At 58.5% G+C, this 14,917-nt stretch carries 13 protein-coding genes; 12 read left to right on the forward strand and 1 reads right to left on the reverse strand.

Features of this window, described 5'->3' with window-relative positions; translation table 11 throughout:
• The first annotated feature begins 33 nt into the window (after positions 1-33).
• From J2X72_RS03900 to J2X72_RS03925, 6 genes are all read left to right on the forward strand, one after another.
• On the forward strand, positions 34-1,116 hold the full coding sequence (locus tag J2X72_RS03900) for an ABC transporter ATP-binding protein (RefSeq protein ID WP_209998573.1): 1,083 nt from the start codon (positions 34-36) through the stop codon (positions 1,114-1,116).
• Between the two features lie 9 nt (positions 1,117-1,125).
• On the forward strand, positions 1,126-2,193 hold the full coding sequence (locus tag J2X72_RS03905) for an ABC transporter ATP-binding protein (protein ID WP_209998572.1): 1,068 nt from the start codon (positions 1,126-1,128) through the stop codon (positions 2,191-2,193).
• Positions 2,194-2,195: 2 nt separating this feature from the next.
• Positions 2,196-3,062, forward strand: a complete 867-nt coding sequence (locus J2X72_RS03910; protein ID WP_209998571.1) for a carbohydrate ABC transporter permease — start codon at positions 2,196-2,198, stop codon at positions 3,060-3,062.
• A gap of 88 nt (positions 3,063-3,150) precedes the next feature.
• The gene (locus J2X72_RS03915) at positions 3,151-3,969 is read left to right on the forward strand and encodes a carbohydrate ABC transporter permease (protein WP_209999868.1); all 819 of its coding nucleotides are present in this window, start codon (positions 3,151-3,153) and stop codon (positions 3,967-3,969) included.
• Positions 3,969-4,376, forward strand: coding sequence for a DUF2160 domain-containing protein (locus tag J2X72_RS03920; protein WP_209998570.1), 408 nt, complete (start codon positions 3,969-3,971; stop codon positions 4,374-4,376). Before J2X72_RS03915 ends, J2X72_RS03920 begins: the two co-directional genes overlap by 1 nt.
• A gap of 66 nt (positions 4,377-4,442) precedes the next feature.
• Positions 4,443-6,167, forward strand: a complete 1,725-nt coding sequence (locus J2X72_RS03925; protein WP_209998569.1) for an ABC transporter substrate-binding protein — start codon at positions 4,443-4,445, stop codon at positions 6,165-6,167.
• A gap of 53 nt (positions 6,168-6,220) precedes the next feature.
• Here the strand turns inward: J2X72_RS03925 and J2X72_RS03930 are convergent, their stop codons facing one another.
• On the reverse strand, positions 6,221-7,390 hold the full coding sequence (locus tag J2X72_RS03930) for a dihydrodipicolinate synthase family protein (protein WP_310068621.1): 1,170 nt from the start codon (positions 7,388-7,390) through the stop codon (positions 6,221-6,223).
• Positions 7,391-7,565: 175 nt separating this feature from the next.
• On the opposite strand from J2X72_RS03930, the gene J2X72_RS03935 reads away from it, so the two are divergent.
• The 6 genes from J2X72_RS03935 to J2X72_RS03960 all read left to right on the forward strand — a co-directional run bounded on the left by J2X72_RS03935 (position 7,566) and on the right by J2X72_RS03960 (position 14,853).
• Positions 7,566-8,603, forward strand: a complete 1,038-nt coding sequence (locus J2X72_RS03935) for a LacI family DNA-binding transcriptional regulator (RefSeq protein ID WP_310068623.1) — start codon at positions 7,566-7,568, stop codon at positions 8,601-8,603.
• A complete protein-coding gene (locus J2X72_RS03940; RefSeq protein ID WP_310068625.1) occupies positions 8,600-9,601 on the forward strand; it encodes a Gfo/Idh/MocA family oxidoreductase in 1,002 nt (333 codons plus the stop codon). Before J2X72_RS03935 ends, J2X72_RS03940 begins: the two co-directional genes overlap by 4 nt.
• 15 nt (positions 9,602-9,616) lie before the next feature.
• A complete protein-coding gene (locus J2X72_RS03945) occupies positions 9,617-11,218 on the forward strand; it encodes an acyl CoA:acetate/3-ketoacid CoA transferase (protein WP_310068627.1) in 1,602 nt (533 codons plus the stop codon).
• Positions 11,211-11,990, forward strand: a complete 780-nt coding sequence (locus J2X72_RS03950) for an enoyl-CoA hydratase/isomerase family protein (protein ID WP_310068630.1) — start codon at positions 11,211-11,213, stop codon at positions 11,988-11,990. The genes J2X72_RS03945 and J2X72_RS03950 overlap by 8 nt, the downstream gene beginning before the upstream one ends.
• Positions 11,990-13,498 (forward strand): aldehyde dehydrogenase family protein, encoded by a 1,509-nt coding sequence (locus tag J2X72_RS03955; protein ID WP_310068632.1) that lies wholly within the window; start codon positions 11,990-11,992, stop codon positions 13,496-13,498. The genes J2X72_RS03950 and J2X72_RS03955 overlap by 1 nt, the downstream gene beginning before the upstream one ends.
• Positions 13,499-13,605: 107 nt before the next feature.
• The gene (locus J2X72_RS03960) at positions 13,606-14,853 is read left to right on the forward strand and encodes an ABC transporter substrate-binding protein (RefSeq protein ID WP_310068635.1); all 1,248 of its coding nucleotides are present in this window, start codon (positions 13,606-13,608) and stop codon (positions 14,851-14,853) included.
• The last annotated feature ends 64 nt before the right edge of the window (positions 14,854-14,917 follow it).

The following is a 14,917-nucleotide window of genomic DNA, read 5'->3' on the forward strand; positions in this document are numbered from 1 at the left end:
GACAGGTCTGCACCGTCTCTGGGAGGAGTAAGAATGTTGGAACTGCGGAATGTATCCAAGGTAGTGGGTGGAAAACCCCATCTCAGCGATATATCGCTGACTTTGGAACATGCAACGCTGAACGTCCTGCTCGGGCCGACCCTGTCCGGCAAGACCAGCCTCATGCGCATCATGGCAGGATTGGACGTGCCGACCTCCGGCTCGGTCTGGTTCGATGGCAAGGACGTGACAGGCGTACCGGTCCAGAAGCGCTCGGTCGCCATGGTCTATCAACAGTTCATCAATTACCCGGCCTTTACGGTCTACGAGAACATTGCTTCGCCGATGCGTGTGGCCGGCGCCGACAAAGCGACAATCGACCGCGAAGTGCGCAAGGCCGCCGAGATGTTGAAACTTACGCCCTTCCTCGATCGGACGCCGCTCAATCTTTCCGGCGGCCAGCAGCAGCGCACTGCGCTGGCGCGCGCTATCGTAAAGAACGCCAAGCTGGTTCTGCTCGACGAGCCGCTTGCCAATCTCGACTATAAGCTGCGCGAGGAACTGCGTCAGGAATTGCCGAGGATTTTCGCCGAGTCCGGTACGATTTTCGTCTATGCCACAACCGAGCCACACGAAGCCTTGCTGCTTGGTGGCAACACGGCGACCTTGTCCGAAGGTCGAATCACCCAGTTCGGGCCAACCATCGATGTCTTCCGCCGGCCCGACGATCTGATAACTGCACAGACTTTTGCCGATCCGCCACTCAACACGATTGCGCTGGCGAAGTTTGGCAAGGCATTTCAGCTTGAAGGCGGCGTTGCGCTGCCGGTACCAGCACATCTCGCGGAGTTCGCCGACGGTACATATACGATCGGTTTCCAGCCGCATCATGTGAATACGAGCCGCAGGAACCCTGACGAGATCGGCCTCAAAGCTACGGTCACGGCTACCGAAATCACGGGTTCTGAAAGCTTTGTCCACCTCTCCTTCGCCGACGCGCGTTGGACGATGCTGACGCATGGCATCCATATCTATGCGCCCGATGAGGAGATCGATATCTTCATCGACCCGCGCAATCTGGTGATTTTCGACGCGAGCGGCAATTCCGTCAGCCGTCGCCAGAAGCTGGCGGCATAGGGGGGAGCCATGGCACGCATCGACCTCAACCATATTCGCCACGCCTACGGTCCCAACCCGAAATCGGATAAGGACTATGCGCTGAAGGAAGTGCACCACAGCTGGGAAGACGGCGGTGCCTATGCCCTGCTCGGACCGTCCGGTTGCGGCAAGACTACGCTCTTGAACATCATATCCGGGTTGATCCATCCCTCGCACGGACAATTGCTGTTCGACGGCGTCGACGTGACGAACCTGTCCACGCAGGAACGCAACATCGCGCAGGTGTTCCAGTTCCCGGTCATTTACGACACGATGACCGTTTACGACAATCTCGCCTTTCCTTTGCGCAATCGCGGCGTTCCGGAAGCGGAAATCGATCGCAAGGTGCGCGAGACGCTGGAGATGATCGACCTTGCCAGCTGGGCCAAAAAGAAGGCCCGCGGCCTTACCGCCGACCAGAAACAGAAGATTTCGCTCGGCCGCGGGCTCGTCCGTTCCGATGTCAACGCGATCCTTTTCGACGAGCCGCTTACCGTTATCGACCCGCACATGAAGTGGGTGCTCCGGTCGCAGTTGAAACAGTTGCACCAGCGCTTCGGCTACACGATGGTCTATGTCACGCACGACCAGACGGAGGCACTGACCTTCGCCCAGAAAGTCGTGGTCATGTATGACGGCGAGATTGTGCAGATCGGCACGCCGGAAGAACTGTTCGAGCGGCCGAAACACACTTTCGTCGGGTACTTCATCGGCTCGCCCGGCATGAACGTCATGCCCGTGAAACTTTCCGGCGGGATCGCTCAGATCGGCAGCCATCAGATCCAGCTGCCTTCGCCGGCGATGCCCGCCAATGCTAAGATCATCGAGCTTGGCATCCGGCCAGAATATGTGCGCCTCGGGCGCACCGGGATGCCGGTAAAAATTGCCAAGGTCGAGGACATCGGCCGGCACAAAATCGTCCGGACCCGGCTCGAAAACCAGGACATCGCCATCATTGTCGAGGAGGGCGGGGATATTCCGGCCGAACCGCACATCGCCTTCGATCCAAAAGGCATCAACATCTATGCAGATAGCTGGCGCGTGGGGGGACAATAGCCATGGAGAAAACCTGGAACAACAAAGCCTGGTTCATGGTCTTGCCCGTACTGCTGCTCGTGGCCTTTTCAGCTGTCGTCCCGCTGATGACCGTGGTCAACTATTCGGTGCAGGATACTTTCGGCAACAATCAGTTCTTCTGGGCTGGCACCGACTGGTTTGACGAAATCCTCCACTCCGAGCGCTTTCATGCAGCGCTCGGGCGCAATCTCATCTTCTCCTTCATTATCCTTGCGATCGAGATCCCGCTGGGCATCATCATTGCGCTCAATATGCCGCGCAAGGGCTGGGGGGTTCCCGTCTGCCTGGTCCTGATGGCACTGCCGCTCCTCATTCCGTGGAACGTGGTCGGCACGATCTGGCAGGTCTTCGGCCGCACGGATATCGGTCTGCTCGGCCATACGCTGGAAGGGCTCGGCATCCACTATAATTACGTCCAGAACCCGATGCACGCATGGGTCACCGTTATCATCATGGATATCTGGCACTGGACGAGCCTCGTCGTGCTTCTCTGCTATGCCGGTCTCGTGTCCATTCCCGATGCGTTCTATCAGGCGGCCAAGATCGACGGCGCGTCGCGCTGGGCGGTCTTCCGTTATATCCAGTTGCCGAAGATGAACCGCGTGCTGCTGATCGCCGTACTCCTGCGCTTCATGGACAGTTTCATGATCTACACCGAACCCTTTGTCGTCACTGGCGGTGGACCCGGCAATTCGACGACGTTCCTGTCGATCGACCTCGTCAAGATGGCGGTCGGCCAGTTCGACCTCGGGCCCGCCGCGGCCATGTCGATCATCTACTTCCTGATCATTCTCTTGCTGTCATGGGTCTTCTACACCGTCATGACCAACTACGATGCGGAGCGCTGATATGAGCGTGCAGAACGACGCACTTGCACGAACGAGCGGGCGGCCCGAAGCCGAACAGCGCCAGATTGACAAGGCGCTGGCCCGTCGCATGCGCAAGCGCGGCGACGAATCCAAATTCTGGTGGCTGATCCCGACGCTGTACATCATCTTTTTGATGCTGCCGATCTACTGGCTCATCAATATGAGCTTCAAGACCAACCAGGAAATCCTTGGCGCTTTCTCGCTGTGGCCGCAGAACCCGACCCTGCACAACTATACGGTCATCTTCACCGACCCATCCTGGTACAAGGGCTATATCAATTCCATCATCTATGTGGTGATGAACACGGTGATCTCGGTGCTGGTGGCGTTGCCTGCAGCCTATGCCTTCTCACGCTACCGGTTTCTCGGCGACAAGCATTTGTTCTTTTGGCTGCTCACCAACCGCATGGCGCCGCCGGCCGTGTTTGCGTTGCCGTTCTTCCAGCTTTATTCGGCCTTTGGCCTGATCGATACGCATATCGCCGTAGCGCTGGCGCACTGCCTGTTCAATGTACCGCTCGCCGTGTGGATTCTCGAAGGTTTCATGTCCGGGGTCCCCAAGGAGATCGATGAGACGGCTTATATCGATGGCTATTCATTCCCGCGCTTCTTCGTGAAGATATTCGTACCGCTCATCGCCAGTGGCATCGGCGTTGCCGCCTTCTTCTGCTTCATGTTCTCGTGGGTGGAATTGTTGATCGCCCGCACGCTGACGACCACTGCGGCCAAACCGATCGCTGCCATCATGACCCGCACGGTTTCCGCCTCCGGCATGGATTGGGGCGTTCTGGCCGCGGCCGGTGTGCTGACGATCATCCCGGGCGCCATCGTTATTTATTTTGTCCGCAACTACATCGCCAAGGGCTTCGCCCTGGGGAGGGTTTAATGGAAACGACCAGGCGTTGGCCTGTAGTGCTGGCGGCTGTCGTCGCCGCTTTTGCAATCATGGTCGGGCTGCTCGTGGGCGCCGTCCCTCTCAAGGACGGCGCGCGTGACTGGTTCGCTCCATTGGTCAAAGGCGGTTGGATGGCCTGGACCTTCCCGACCGCACTATTTTTCCTGACCATTTTCTTTCTGATGTCGCTGATGGCCGTATGGGAATATGCCTCGCCGGGCGGCAATCCGCGTGTTGGTATCCTGCGCTTTGAAACCACACGCGGCGACCGCCTGTTCGTGTCGTTGCTCGGCAGCGCCTTCATTCATCTCGCCTGGCTTGGACTTGTCGGTCCGAACCTCTGGTGGGCTTTGGCTTTATCCGTGGTCTACGCCATCGGTGTATTCCGCTATGTCTAGAAATTAGGTGTAGGGCATCCCGCCCCGCACTTGACGATGCAATCGCAACTCTGGGAGGACACTACTATGCGAACGCGAATTCTAACGACAACCACAGCCTTGGCGCTGCTGTTCGGTGCAGGCAGTGCCTGGGCCGGAATGGACGAAGCCAAGGCATTCCTGGACAAGGAGATTGGCGACATGTCGACCCTCGACAGGGCGGCACAGGAAAAGGAAATGCAGTGGTTCGTCGACGCGGCGAAGCCCTTCGCCGGTATGGACATCAAGGTGGTTTCCGAAACCATCACCACGCACGATTACGAGTCCAAGACACTCGCCAAGGCATTCACAGATATCACCGGCATCAAGATCACCCATGATCTGATCGGTGAAGGTGACGTGGTCGAAAAGCTGCAGACGCAGATGCAGTCGGGCGAAAACATTTATGACGCCTATATCAACGATAGCGATCTGATTGGTACGCATTGGCGCTATCAGCAGGCACGCAACTTGACCGACTGGATGGCAAACGAAGGTAAGGATGTCACCAATCCGGGCATCGACGTCGATGATTTCATCGGCAAATCGTTCACGACAGCACCGGATGGCAAGCTTTATCAATTGCCAGACCAGCAATTCGCGAACCTGTACTGGTTCCGCTATGACTGGTTCAACGACGAAAAGAACAAGGCGGATTTCAAGGCAAAGTATGGCTATGATCTCGGCGTACCGGTCAATTGGTCGGCCTACGAGGATATCGCCGAGTTCTTCACCGGCCGGGAGATCGATGGCAAGAAAGTCTTCGGCCATATGGACTACGGCAAGAAGGACCCATCGCTTGGCTGGCGCTTTACCGATGCGTGGCTTTCCATGGCTGGCAACGGCGACAAGGGTATCCCGAATGGTCTGCCAGTCGATGAATGGGGCATCAAGGTCAACGAAAAGTCACAGCCAGTTGGCTCATGCGTCGCTCGCGGCGGTGATACCAATGGTCCAGCCGCGGTTTACTCGATACAGAAATATCTCGATTGGCTGAAGGCCTATGCACCGCCGGAAGCTCAGGGCATGACCTTCTCCGAATCCGGGCCGATCCCCGCCCAAGGCAATGTCGCCCAGCAAATCTTCTGGTACACGGCCTTCACCGCAGACAGCGTCAAGGACGGACTACCGGTCGTCAATGCCGACGGTACGCCGAAATGGCGCATGGCCCCCAGCCCGCATGGCGTTTACTGGAAAGACGGCATGAAGCTCGGGTATCAGGATGCGGGTTCGTGGACGCTGCTTAAGTCCACTCCGGATGATCGGGCCAAGGCTGCGTGGCTCTATGCCCAGTTCGTGACATCGAAGACCGTCGACGTTAAGAAAAGCCATGTTGGCCTTACCTTCATTCGCCAGTCCACGCTCGATCACAAGAGCTTCACCGACCGTGCGCCAAAACTCGGCGGTCTGGTCGAGTTCTATCGCTCGCCGGCACGCCTGCAGTGGTCGCCGACGGGTACCAACGTTCCGGACTATCCGAAGCTGGCTCAGCTCTGGTGGCAGGCGATCGGCGATGCGTCTTCCGGTGCGAAATCCGCGCAGGAAGCCATGGACTCGCTGTGTTCCGAGCAGGAGAAGGTTCTCGGACGCCTCGAAAAGTCAGGCGTGCAGGGTGATATCGGTCCGAAACTGGCCGAAGAACATGACCTTGCCTACTGGAATGCCGATGCCGTCAAAAACGGCCATCTGGCACCCCAGTTGAAGATCGAGAACGAGAAGGAAAAGCCCCAGACCGTCAATTACGACGAGCTGGTCAAGAGCTGGAGCAAGTAAGTTCCAAGCATTTTGGTGGGGGGAGGGGTGGCGCTTCGGCGCCGCCCCTTTTTCTATTGAGCCACACCATAAACCTGCAGCAGGCTCTTCATGCGGCTAACCGCAAGCTCGGGCTTATCCAGGACGTTGGCCTGATCGGCTAGCCGGAAGATATCCGCATAGTGAACGATGCTGCGCGCCGACTGCATGCCGGCCGGCATGGTGAAGTGACTTTGATGGCCGTTGAGCCAGGCGAGGAATACCACCCCGGCCTTGTAGTATTGAGTAGGGGCTTCGAAAATCTTGCACGACAGCGGTACGGTCGGCTCGATGACGTTGCGGAAGGCCTGAGTCTCGCCTTTCGCAAGATGCGCCAAGGCCTTTGACGCCGAGGGCGCAACCGCATCGAAAATGCCCAGCAGCGCATGACTGTAGCGTTCGCCGTCGCCTTCGATCAGTTCGGCATAGTTGAAATCATCACCGGTGAAGCAGAGGACGCCCTCCGGCAGCCGCTTGCGCAGTTCGAGTTCCTTGGCGTTGTCCAGTAGCGAAATCTTGATGCCTTCGACCTTGGCCTTATTGTCGTTAATGATGGCCAAAACTGTTTCCAGCGCCCTGTCGAACGAGGCCGAACCCCAGTAACCCGCGAGCTGCGGGTCGAACATGTCTCCAAGCCAATGCAGGACGACCTTTTCACGCGTCTGGCCGAGAACATGATCGTAGACCATGCGATAATCATCTGCCGAGCGTGCCACGCGGGCGAGCGCACGGCTCGCCATCATCACCGCACGCCCGCCCTCGGCTTCGACAAACCCGATCTGTGTCTCATAGGCATCTATCACGTCGTGGAGGCCCCTGGCATCGTCTGGTGCCAGTTGATCGGTGCCGGCGCCGCAGGCAAGATCGGCGCCTGGCACAGTTCGCGCTTCCGCAAGGGAGCGGCGGATCAGTTCGCGTGCTCCGGCCCAATCCACACCCATGCCTCGCTGCGCCGTATCCATCGCTTCGGCGATCTTGAAACCGAGCGACCACAGGTGATGGCGAAACGCCATGGTTGTATCCCAATCGATTGCAGGGGTGCCCCAAGGCTGGGTATCTCGCAACGGGTCGGACACCACATGAGCGGCGGCATAGGCAATCCGGTTGAATGTTGGAGTGCTTGAGGGCGCGACGATCGGAACGCCGCTCAAAACGTAATCGGCGCTCGACCCATTTGCGTTCGGCAATTGAATTTTGAGGGTCATTCTGCATTGCTCCCTGATCAAGCACTGACTATTAATTTGGAACGTTCCAAAAAACAAGCGGCAATTTAATGACGCCAGAAATCGATAATATTCTGTAATAGCGCCACATGGCAATAAAAGCGCTTGACTGATTTGGAACGTTCCAATTATATGGAAGGCCGATGGAGGATTTTCGTTGAACAAAACCCGCACCAGCATTGTGGATATTGCGCGCGCCGCGGGCGTGTCGAAATCCACTGTCTCGCTGGTCCTCCAGGGTAGCTCGCTCGTCAACGAAAAGACGCGCGACAAGGTCAATGCGCTGATCGGCGATCTTGGCTATGTCTACAATCGCGGCGCCGCAAATCTGCGGCAGTCGAAATCGAAAATCATCGGCATCGTCGTCAATGATCTCACCAACAGTTTCTTCGCCGAGCTTGCTGTCGGCATGGACATGATGGTCCAGTCTGCGGGCTACGTGCAGTTCCTCGCTCACAGCGGCGAGAGTGTCGATCGGCAGCGCGAAGTCATCTCGTCGATGCGCGAGAACGGTATTGCCGGGCTGATCCTGTCGCCGGCACGTGGCACGGAAGCCAGCGATATCAAACCGCTCGCAGATAGCGGCATTCCCGTGGTGCTGGTCGTGCGCAATGTCTCAGGCGCGAAAGTCTCGACGCTCCTTTCCGACAACTACACCGGCGCCAGGGCTGCCATCCGGCATCTGATCTCGCTGGGCCATCACCGGATCGCCTTCATGGGCGGCTTTGCCGATACCGCGGTTTTTGGCGAGCGGCTGCGCGGCTATCGCGACGCGCTGGCAGAAGCCAATATCCCGCTCAACGAAAAATTCGTCATCCATTCCGCGCCGTCGCGCGCCGGCGGTGTCGCTGCGGTCGAGCGCATGATGGGCTTTGCCGAACGCCCGACCTCCGCCCTCTGCCTCAATGACGCGGTAGCCTTTGGCGTTTGCGACGGCCTGCGGTCCAACAATATCGAGCCCGGCAAGGGTTTTGGTATCATCGGTTTCGACGATGTGATCGAGGCGAAGACGGCAGTACCCGCGCTAACCACCGTTTCGGTCGACCCGCAGGGCATGGGACAGCGGGCGGCGCAGCTGGTCCTGAAGCAGATCAATGCCGGGCAAACAGATCCGGAATCCATCGTAACATCTGTGCGCCTCGTCGTGCGCCAAAGCTGCGGTGCGCCCGTAAATCAATTGGAGGAGTTGGCATGACACGCTGGGGATTGATCGGCGCAAGCACGATTGCGCATGAGTGGGTAATCGATGCGATCCGCGCCAGCGGCGGCGAAATCGTCGCCGTGATGAGCACGAACGAAGAGCGCGGCAAGAAATATGCGGCGGATCACGAGATCCCCAGGTCGGTGACCACGCTCGATGCCCTGGTCGGCGCTCCGAATGTCGATGCGGTCTATATTTCGACGACGAACGAGTTGCATAAGGATCAGGTGCTGGCCGCCGCCAAGGCCGGCAAGCACATTCTGTGCGAGAAGCCGCTGGCGACGAGCCTTGCAGATGCGCGCGCCATGGTCGAGGCCTGCCGCGCTGCGAACGTCGTTTTCGCCACCAATCACCATTTGCGCAACGCGGCCAGTCATAGGGCGATGCGCGAGGCTGTTGCCGCTGGCAAGATCGGCACGCCGCTTGCCGCCAAGGTGTTTCATGCGGTTTATCTGCCGCCGCATTTGCAGGGCTGGCGGCTTGATCGCCCGGAGGCGGGCGGCGGGGTTATTCTTGACATCACCGTACACGACACGGACACGCTGCGTTATGTTCTTGGCGATGATCCTGTCGAGGCGACGGCGTTTTCGCAGAAGAGCGGTTTGGCCAAGGCTGGCCTCGAGGATGCGGTCATGGGCGTCATGCGTTTCAAATCGGGATTGATCGCCCTCTTCCATGATGGGTTCACAACCAAATATTCCGAGACTGGCTTCGAGGTGCATGGCACCGAAGGTTCACTCGTCGGCCTTAACGTGATGTCGCAAAAGCCGATCGGCACGGTTACTCTTCGCAATAAAGACGGTGAGACTGAGCTCAAACTCGATCAGAAAAACCTCTACGAAACCGGCATTGCCAAGTTCCATGCCGCCATCGCGGGCGAGGGCAAGCCTGCAGCCAGTGGCGAAGATGGAGTGTGGTCGCTGGCCGCCGGCCTCGCTGTCGCTGAAGCAGCCAAGACTGGCACTGCACAAAAGATCAATCCGGGCCTCTGAGAAAAACGCATATCGATGAACAAGCACATAACCCCCGAAGAGGCCGCGAACCTCATTCCAGACGAAGCGATCGTTTCGGTCTCGTCGTCGAGCGGTCTCGGCTGTCCGGATCTGATGTTGAAGGCCATAGGCGCCCGCTTCGATGCGACTGGTCATCCGCGGAATCTGACAACCCTGCATCCGATTGCAGCAGGGGATATGAGCGGCATCAAGGGTGTCGATCACATCGCCAGGAAGGGCTTGCTCAAGAAGATCATCGGCGGCTCCTATCCCTCCGGGCCGTCCAGTGCCGAACCTCCGCTGATCTGGCAGATGATCGGCAATGATGAGGTGGCGGCGTACAATATTCCTTCCGGCATTCTCTTCGACATGCACCGTGAAGCAGCGGCCAAGCGCCCGGGCGTTTTCACAAAGGTCGGGCTCGATACGTTTGTCGACCCGGACCGGCAGGGCTGCGCCATGAATGCCTCTGCTGCCGAAGAGCCGGTTGTCCGCAAGATCGAATTCGGCGGCGAGGAGTGGTTGTTCTTCAAGCCCATCATTCCGCAGGTCGCGATCATCCGCGCCACCACGGCCGATGAACGTGGCAATCTCACCTACGAGCATGAAGGCGCCTATCTGGGCGGCTTCGATCAGGCGCTCGCGGTACGCAACAATGGCGGTATCGTCATCGCGCAGGTCAAACGCATCACCAAGAGCGGTTCGATGGAGCCGCACGATGTGCGTGTTCCGGGCATCCTCGTGGATTATGTCGTCGTCGATCCCGACCAGAAGCAGACAACGCAAACGCTCTACGATCCGGCTATTTCCGGCGAGATTTTCCATCCGCTGGAGGATTTCGCGCTCCCGGATTTCAATATCCAGAAAGTCATTGCGCGCCGCGTCGCAACCGAGCTCGAAGCTGGCAGTGCCGTCAATCTCGGCTTCGGCATCTCTGCAAATGTTCCACGCATTCTGCTTGAGGAAGGCTTGCATGGGGCCGTTACCTGGGTGATCGAGCAAGGACCCGTCGGTGGCATTCCGCTCCTTGATTTCGCGTTCGGCTGCGCTTCCAACGCGGAAGCCTTCGTGCCATCACCGCATCAGTTCACCTATTTCCAGGGCGCGGGCTTCGATGCCTCGCTTCTGTCGTTCCTCGAGATCGACAAGTCCGGCTCCGTCAACGTGTCGAAGCTCAGCTTCCGTCCACATGTGACCGCTGGTGCAGGGGGTTTTGTCGATATCACCGCACGGGCCCGCAAGATTGTGTTCTCCGGCATGTTCAACGCCGGTGCGAAGGTCCATGTCGAAGACGGCAGACTCATCATCGAGAAGGAAGGCAAGCTGAAGAAGCTTGTCACGCAAGTCGAACACGTTACTTTCTCCGGCCGTCGCGCCGTCGAGCAAGGTCAGGACATTACCTATGTCACCGAACGTTGCGTCATGGTTCTCAGGCCGGAAGGCGTGGTCCTGACGGAAATCGCGCCGGGGGTGGACCTGCAGACCCACATTCTCGATCAGTCGGAATTTCCGCTGGTCGTCGCCCGCGATCTCAAGCTGATGGACGGGCATCTGTTTGTGCCGGAGCCGTTTGGCCTGCAGTTGCCGCAAAAACCGCAAAGGAGGCTCCATGGCTGACCCGCGCATCAACGTCACCTTCGCAGGCCCCATTGCGACGATCACCGTGTCGCGGCCGGAAAAGCTCAATGCCTTCGATCTCGACATGCTGAAGGAATTGAGAGCCGCCTGCGATAGGGTGGAGACCAACGCGCAAGTGCGGGTTGCGATCCTCACCGGGGCCGGCAAGGCATTTTCTGCAGGCGGCGATATCAAGGCTTGGGCGGCGATGACGCCGAATGAGTTCGGCCATGCCTGGGTGCGTTTCGGCCATCGTGTTTTCGAACGGCTGGCGACACTGCGGGTGCCCTTGATCGCGGCGCTTAACGGACACGCGCTGGGCGGGGGCCTGGAACTCGCTGCTGCTGCGGATATCCGCATCGCTGAAACACAGATCAAGCTTGGGCTGCCGGAAACCGGCCTTGGCATGGTGCCTGGCTGGTCCGGCACACAGCGGCTAACCCGGCGTTTCGGCGCGCAAATTGTTCGCCGCATGGCGCTCGGCGGCGAGATTTTCGGCGCTAGCGAAGCGCAGGTGCTCGGCCTCGTCGACCATGTGGTCGAAACCGGTACCGCGGTTTCCACGGCGCAAGCCTATGCGGAGCGCATCGCCAAGCGCGGCCCGGCTGCCGTGGAGGTGGCCAAATTGATGATCGCTTCAGCCAATGGCGAAGACAATGGAACGGCGGTTGAAGCCCTGGGCTCGATCCTCGTCGCAAAAACCGCGGACCTGAAAGAAGGTGTTTCGGCCTTTGCCGAAAAGCGTGAGCCCGTGTTCAAGGGAGAATGGTAATGACGGTTCTGGTGCGGCCTCAGGCACTCGATAATTTCAAGGTGCGTGAATTCCAGATGCTGATCGACGGCCGATGGACGGGCGGCGCTGAAGGCGGGGTCATCGAGCGCAAGAGCCCCGGTCATGGCGTTGTTGTTTCACGCTACCAGGCAGGCACCAAGGCCGACGCCGAACGCGCAATCGCTGCGGCCCGACACGCGTTCGACAATGGACCGTGGTCGCGCATGACCGGTGCGGAACGTTCGAACATCATCCTCAAAGCCGCCGATCTGATCGCAGTGCGCTCCGACGAACTTGCCTATCTTGACTGTATCGAATCCGGCAAACCAATCAGTCAGGCCAAGGCCGAACTCGGTGGCGCCGTCGATATATGGCGCTACGCGGCTGCCCTTGGCCGCGACTTGCATGGCGAAAGCTATAACACGCTCGGAGACGCAACGCTGGGTGTCGTCTTGCGCGAGGCGATCGGTGTCGTCTCGATCATAACTCCCTGGAATTTCCCGTTCCTGATCGTAAGCCAGAAGTTACCCTTCGCGCTCGCCGCCGGGTGCACAGCCGTGGTAAAGCCATCTGAGCTGACATCCGGCTCGACGCTGGTCCTCGGCGAAATCCTCATGGAAGCCGGCGTGCCGGCTGGCGTGGTCAATATTGTCGTCGGAACGGGCGCCGAAGTTGGTGCGCCAATGACCACGCATCCGGATGTCGACATGGTTTCGTTTACCGGCTCTACCCTTGTCGGCAAGCTGACTATGGCAAATGCCGCCCAGACCCTGAAAAAAGTCTCACTGGAACTCGGCGGCAAGAACCCTCAGATCGTGTTTCCCGATGCCAATCTCGATGATTTCATCGATGCGGCGGTGTTCGGCGCCTATTTTAACGCAGGCGAATGCTGCAATGCCGGATCCCGCCTGATCGTTCACCGCGATATCGCCGATGAAGTCGTCCGGCGTGTGGCGGCGCTTTCCGCCAAGGTCAGAGTTGGCGATCCGCTCGATCCGAGCACCAAGGTTGGTGCGATCATTACGCCGGAGCATCTCGCCAAGGTTGGCGCCTATGTCCGCAATGCTGCTTCCGCGGGGGCGAATGTCAGCCATGGCGGCGAAGCGCTCGATCTGGGCATGGGACAGTTCATGGCACCGACGATCCTTTCGGCTGTTCAGCCGGAGATGGCCGTGGCGCGGGAAGAGGTATTCGGACCGGTGCTGTCCGTGCTAACATTCGAGACGCTGGAGGACGCTGTCCGCATCGCGAATTCAATCGACTATGGACTGTCCGCTGGCGTCTGGAGCCGCGACTTCGATACCTGCATGACGATCGGCCGTCAGGTACGTGCTGGAACAGTCTGGATGAACACCTTCATGGACGGTGCATCGGAACTACCCTTTGGAGGATACAAGCAATCCGGGCTCGGCCGCGAACTCGGCAGGCACGCAGTAGAGGACTATACGGAAACCAAAACTTTGAACATGCACATAGGTAGGCGGAAAGTAGTATGGTCAGGAGATTAAATCGATTGTAATAGCCGTTCTGCCTATTGTATGAATGCCCCGGACCTAAGGGCACCTTCGGTCGGACATGCAAAATTTTATCTCTTTTTTCTCGTGGGAGGACTGTTATGAAAAAGCTGATGAATACGGTTGCCGCTGCAGCAATGCTGCTCGGTACGGCAACGATGGCCCGTGCGGCCGAAAACGTCGAAGTCCTGCACTGGTGGACTTCAGGCGGTGAGGCAACGGCGCTGGAAGTGCTCAAGAAGGATCTGGAATCCAAGGGCATCACCTGGTCCGACATGCCCGTCTCCGGTGGTGGCGGTACCGAAGCGATGACGGTCCTGCGCGCCCGCGTTACTGCCGGCAATCCTCCGACGGCCGTACAGATGCTCGGTTTCGACATCACTGACTGGGCGAAACAGGGTGCACTCGGCAACCTCGATGAAGTTGCGACCAAGGAAAAGTGGGATGACGTTATCCCGACCGCTCTGCAGAAGTTCTCGAAGTATGACGGCCATTGGATTGCTGCGCCGGTCAACGTGCATTCGACCAACTGGATCTGGATCAACAAGGCGGCTCTCGACAAGGCCGGTGGCAAGGAGCCTGCGAACTGGGACGAGCTGATCGCTCTTCTCGACAACTTCAAGGCACAGGGCATCATTCCAGTCGCCCATGGTGGCGTGCCATGGGAAGATGCGACGATCTTCGATGCCGTCGTTCTGTCGCTCGGCAACGACTTCTATAAGTCGGCCTTCATCGACCTTGATCCCGCTGCGCTTGGCAGCGACAAGATGAAGGAAGCCTTTGATCGCATGACCAAGCTGCGTACCTATGTGGACGACAACTTCTCCGGTCGCGACTGGAATCTTGCTTCCGCGATGGTCATCGAAAACAAGGCCGGTCTGCAGTTCATGGGCGACTGGGCCAAGGGCGAATTCATCAAGGCTGGCAAAGTGCCAGGCAAGGATTTCGTCTGCATGCGCTTCCCGGGCACTCAGGGTTCGGTAACGTTCAACTCCGACCAGTTCGCCATGTTCAAGGTCAGTGAAGCACAGCTCAAGCCACAGCTCGCCATGGCGTCCGCAATCGAAAGCCCAACCTTCCAGTCGGCGTTCAATGTCGTAAAGGGTTCTGCTCCCGCCCGTACGGACGTTCCGGACACGGCTTTTGATGATTGCGGCAAGAAGGCCATCAAGGATCTTGCCGAAGCCAACAAGGCTGGTACGCTCTTTGGATCCATGGCCCATGGTCATGCCAATCCGGCAGCAGTCAAGAACGCGATCTACGACGTTGTGACCCGTCAATTCAACGGCGAACTGACGTCGGAAGACGCAGTCAAGGAACTCGTTGCCGCTGTTGCAGCTGCGAAATAAGTCACGTGTTTCTGTCCGGGGCTTATGGCCCCGGACAGGTTCCCGCGATGCTTCGCGGCAATAT

Origin of the sequence: Phyllobacterium sp. 1468 (assembly GCF_031455525.1) — a bacterium.
Lineage (GTDB): Bacteria > Pseudomonadota > Alphaproteobacteria > Rhizobiales > Rhizobiaceae > Phyllobacterium.